At 31.7% G+C, this 4,647-nt stretch carries 5 protein-coding genes and 1 pseudogene; 2 read left to right on the top strand and 4 right to left on the bottom strand.

Annotated elements, in window-relative coordinates; all coding sequences use genetic code 11:
* Window positions 1–19: 19 nt before the first annotated feature.
* A complete protein-coding gene (locus AOG55_RS03840) occupies window positions 20–1,345 on the bottom strand; it encodes an MFS transporter (protein ID WP_048101796.1) in 1,326 nt (441 codons plus the stop codon).
* A 91-nt stretch (window positions 1,346–1,436) separates the two neighbouring features.
* Window positions 1,437–2,002: pseudogene (locus tag AOG55_RS09130) on the bottom strand (DDE-type integrase/transposase/recombinase); the annotation flags it as partial.
* Window positions 2,003–2,104: 102 nt separating this feature from the next.
* On the opposite strand from AOG55_RS09130, the gene AOG55_RS03830 reads away from it, so the two are divergent.
* Together AOG55_RS03830 and AOG55_RS03825 are read left to right on the top strand one after the other, a co-directional pair.
* Window positions 2,105–3,037 (top strand): transcriptional regulator, encoded by a 933-nt coding sequence (locus tag AOG55_RS03830; protein ID WP_048101797.1) that lies wholly within the window; start codon window positions 2,105–2,107, stop codon window positions 3,035–3,037.
* Window positions 3,037–3,657, top strand: coding sequence for a hypothetical protein (locus AOG55_RS03825; protein WP_055040914.1), 621 nt, complete (start codon window positions 3,037–3,039; stop codon window positions 3,655–3,657). Before AOG55_RS03830 ends, AOG55_RS03825 begins: the two co-directional genes overlap by 1 nt.
* Here AOG55_RS03825 and AOG55_RS03820 read toward each other — a convergent pair.
* Window positions 3,654–4,238, bottom strand: a complete 585-nt coding sequence (locus AOG55_RS03820; RefSeq protein ID WP_048101799.1) for an SAM-dependent methyltransferase — start codon at window positions 4,236–4,238, stop codon at window positions 3,654–3,656. The two genes, AOG55_RS03825 and AOG55_RS03820, sit on opposite strands and share 4 nt — an antisense overlap.
* Window positions 4,239–4,249: 11 nt before the next feature.
* On the bottom strand, window positions 4,250–4,624 hold the full coding sequence (gcvH, locus tag AOG55_RS03815; RefSeq protein WP_048101800.1) for a glycine cleavage system protein GcvH: 375 nt from the start codon (window positions 4,622–4,624) through the stop codon (window positions 4,250–4,252).
* Window positions 4,625–4,647 lie beyond the last annotated feature (23 nt).

Below are 4,647 nucleotides of genomic sequence, written 5' to 3'. Positions count from 1 at the left end.
TAAAAATATTTGTTAAATATTAAACTATTATTTCTTCTAGCTCTTCATCAGGCTTAACTTTTATTCCTTTAGTTGCTACTAGTATGGCGCCTAACAACACCGGTAATGCACCTATTAATAAGTAAGTGTATAAAAATCCTGCTGCTGAAATAACGAATCCATAAGCTAAACTTCCCAAAATCCATGCAGCATCATTCAAACCTACTTGCCATGAATCGGCAGTGCCTCTAACCCTAGTTGGATAGGTTTCGGCAATATAAACCCACCATGTACCATTCCAAGCTAGTACTAATGGATAAAATAACAAGGTCGCTATTATAGTTTCTAGTAAACCAGAAGATAATGCAAAAAATATAACTGATATACCACCTACTAAGCCTATAATTGCACTAGCCCATTTTCTTGTTATTTTTTGACCTAAATGTCCCATTAAACCATATGCAAAGAATGCTAAACCATTTCCTGCTAATATGATGTAAAACGATTGTTCAACTGGTATGTGTTTATAAACAACTAAAGCCGTTGATGTAAAGAAAAATAAAGCTGGAGTGGAAAATTCATGAGATAGCTCAGTTATTGTACTATATATAGTATGTTTTTTTAATTTAGGGTCTGTAAATAATTGTTTATATGGATACTTTGGTGCTTCTGATAAATCTATCTGATATTTTTTTGTAATTTCTTTTGCTTCATCTAAATGACCATTTTTTGCTAAATTTCTTGCTTTAATAGCAATTTTAGATCTTTCTGGTTCTTTAACCCAATGTCTCATTATTACAACTAAAAGTATGGGAACAACACCTATTAAAAAAGCTATTTTCCACCCCAAATCTAACGGGAATCTTGGAACTACAGTTATTGCTATCAATGTTGCTAAGAAATAGCCTAATGGGAAACCTGCTTGTATCCAACCATACAAGCTACCACGTAATTTTGCAGGCATTTCTTCGTTGGCAATTGTTATTCCGGTAGGAAATTCAATATATGATGGCCCATCAGATAGTACTCTTATTATAATCAGGATAACTACAGTGGTAGCGAAGATAGTAAAACCAGTAAATATTGCCATAGTTAAAAGACTGTACTGCCATACTGACTTTCTGCCATATGTGTCTAAAAATGGACCAACTATCCAAACGACTATTGTAGCACCTAAAAATATTAATGCAGTTATTATTCCTGTTAAAGCTATAGAAATATGATATGTACTCATAATTAAAGGTAAATTTATTGAATATAGATTTAGATCCATGGAAGCCATTGACCAACCCAATAGCGCAACTATAAAAATAAACCATTTATATTTTGTCATTCCTTTAAATATTGGTTCCTTATTTGCAACCATATTTGAGTATAAAAATTAAATCAATATAAATAAGTTAGTTTACATGTATACTACAATCTATAATTTATTTTTAATATAAGTTATGAAATCCTTAAATGAGTTCCTTAATAAATTTATTGCTTTTCATATAACTTACCCCCTTTTCCTCATATGCCATTGATGGTGTTACCCCAGGCCTTTCATCTATACATAATGACATATGACTTCTCTTATAATTATAATAATATACAACCTCATCCCATGTTGTAAAATAGGGTTTTAATGATTTAATTGTATAATTTAGCCTTTCTAATTTACCATTTGTTTGGGGATGATCCGTTCCTGCCAGTATATGTTTTATATTATTATCATCCAAATACTGCTTGAACTTATTCTTATCTCCTATTATTCCATTCTTTCCATTTGAGAAGGATTGAGTGCCATGGTCTGTTATTATTTCCTTTGGTTTACCATATAGTTCTATTGCTTTTATTAATGTATTTATTGTATTATCTATTGTTTCCTCACTGTATACACCAAATCCTGTTATAAATCGAGATGCATCATCCCCTATTATTATTAATTTCTCTTTTTTATTGTATTCAGTCCAGTCAATATGCCATAGTGAATTGCTGTTAGACCTTTTATACTTACATATTTTCTGTGGTTCTTCTTGTTTAAAAATTGATATTTAATTGTAAATTTTAATGAAATGAATTATGCAACTGACTGACTTTATTGTTTAAAAAAGTTTTTATATGATATTAATAATATTAGAACGTGGATGTTAGGAAAGAACTTATTAAAAAAATATACGAGTTCTTAAAACAGAACGGATTTAATGTATCTGAGCCGGATCTATATGGCCTCGTTACATTTGATATAGTTTGCAGAAGAGATGGTGAAAAATATATAATTAAGGTTCTTTATAATATTGACACGTTTAGCAAACTGAGTGTTTCATCATTATTAAAAATGGAAAAAATAACCGGATCCATAGCAGTAATTATTGGAGAAAAAACTGGAACTGGAGCATTAGAAGATGGTGTGTTATATTTCAGGCACGGCCTCCCAATATTTTCATTCCAAACATTTAAGGAATATATTAATGGACAGAAACCCTATATATATTCTGCTCCCGGCGGCTTCTATGTTAAAATAGATGGAGAAAAGATGAGAGAGATAAGAAATAGCAAGAATTTTTCAATAGGATATATTTCCCAGAAATTGGGTGTTTCCAGAAGGTCCATATCTCTTTACGAATCTGGAAGCTCTGCAACAATAGATATATATCTAAAGCTTGAAAACATACTTGGTGATGATATAAGCAGGGAGGTGGATATTTCCACACTTAAAGAAAATATAAATGTAGAGGAAGAGGATATAAATGATGTATTTATAAAAGAAGTTTTTAAAATAATAAACAGCTTTGGTTACATATCTGAATACATAAGCAGGAATCCATTTAATGGCCTTTCATATGATGTTCAATCATTCCTTATGATAGGAGCCTTTAACAATGCCGAGGAAAATTCTGAAAAAATAATGTCCATAAAAAAAATAAGTGATGTTCTTGGTGATATACCAGTAATTATTAACAGGACATATTCAACAAGAGAGAATATATATGGATGCCCCGTCGTAAATATCAGGGATTTAATGAATATAAATGATAGGGATACATTTAAAAAAATTTTAGTTGAAAGGCTATGATGGAAAAAATAAATGATTATTTCTATATATTTGGTGGAATAAAGGGTTTAATACGTGATGGCGATGAATTAAAAAGGCAGCTGTATTTTGTCAAACCAGAAATTATGATGATTACCATATCACCGGAGGAGGTTAAGGGCATAAAATATTTTATTGAGAATCCCTTTGAAATGACGCTTTCGGATTATGAAATTATATATGGTGTTAATCTCTCGAAATACGGAGAGGTTATGACGCCATCACCAGTGTACATAGAGGCTGCAAGATATTCAATTGATAATAACATTGAGCTTATAGGACTTGATATGAATGAGGATGAATACCAGAGGGCATATTCAAGAGATGTTAAAACCCTTGACCTTATAAGGCACTCAATAAGGAAAAAAAGGATAAGCAGGACAGCATTTAATAACAAGACGCCTGAAGAATATGTTGATGAATGGAATAAAATGGTTGATATAAACGGATTTAAAAAACTAAATGAGGAACGCCTGGTATATATTGAAAAACGTATAAATGAAATTTTAAATGAAAAAAATAATGAGTTAAAGATGTGCATATCCGATTACGATTTTTATAAAGACCTTGTTAAATATTTTAAAAACAGGAACCAGAATTAAATCCTGTCCTTGAAAACTATGTATATCTCACGCGATTCAGATCTGGATGCCCTTGGCTTTGTAATTTTATTAAACGAATAATACTGCTTCCATTTATTTATAAAATTACCCGTTTCATCTCCCTGGAACTGTTTTATAACAACATTACCATGCGGTGAAAGCAATTTTAATGCCATCTCCATTACCGCAGTACCAAGCAGGTAGGATTCATAATGATCCCGCTCCCCAATTCCACTGGTTTTTACCATGGCATCTGATAGTATAACATCTATTTTTTCAATTCCCTCGCCTTCCATAGTTTTTTGTATAATATTTATTATATCAGGGTTCTTTATATCTCCCTGAATAAATATAACACCATCTATTGGTTTCATCCTGTTTATATCAACAGAGATTACTGGCCGTCCGGTTATTGTTCTGATGACCTGGGTCCAGCCACCTGGTGATGCCCCAATCTCAAGGACGTTTGAATTTTCTGATATAACATTGAATTTTTCCTGTATCTCCATTAATTTAAATGCTGCCCTGCTGCGTAAATTATCCTTTTTAGCCTTTATATAATATTTATCCTTTCTGTTCATAATAATTTCTTTTATTCTCCTATATATTTTTTGTATTCCTCTGCTGTTAGGAAATTATACTTTTCATCATCAAGTTTTATTTTCACTATCCAGTTTTTGTATGGGTCCTCGTTTACAAGTTCAGGTGACTTTTCGAGTTCCATATTAATCTCTATAACCTTGCCGTTAACTGGTGAATAAACATCCTCTGCAGATTTTACGGATTCAATTGTTAAAAGCACATCCCCAATTTTTTTGTCGTCTCCAGGCTTTGGCATATCAATATATACTATGTCTGTAAGCTGCTGCTGTGCATAATCACTTATGCCTATGGTTGCCACACCTGCATCCACACTGAACCATTCATGTGTTTTTGTGTATTTTAACTCCTCCGGTATTCTTGACATAAATGTATATATTAAATATGTAT

This window comes from Acidiplasma cupricumulans, assembly GCF_001402935.1.
Taxonomy (GTDB): domain Archaea; phylum Thermoplasmatota; class Thermoplasmata; order Thermoplasmatales; family Thermoplasmataceae; genus Acidiplasma; species Acidiplasma aeolicum.
Note: the sequence above shows the minus strand (reverse complement) of the source record. Positions and strands in the feature narration are given on the sequence as shown.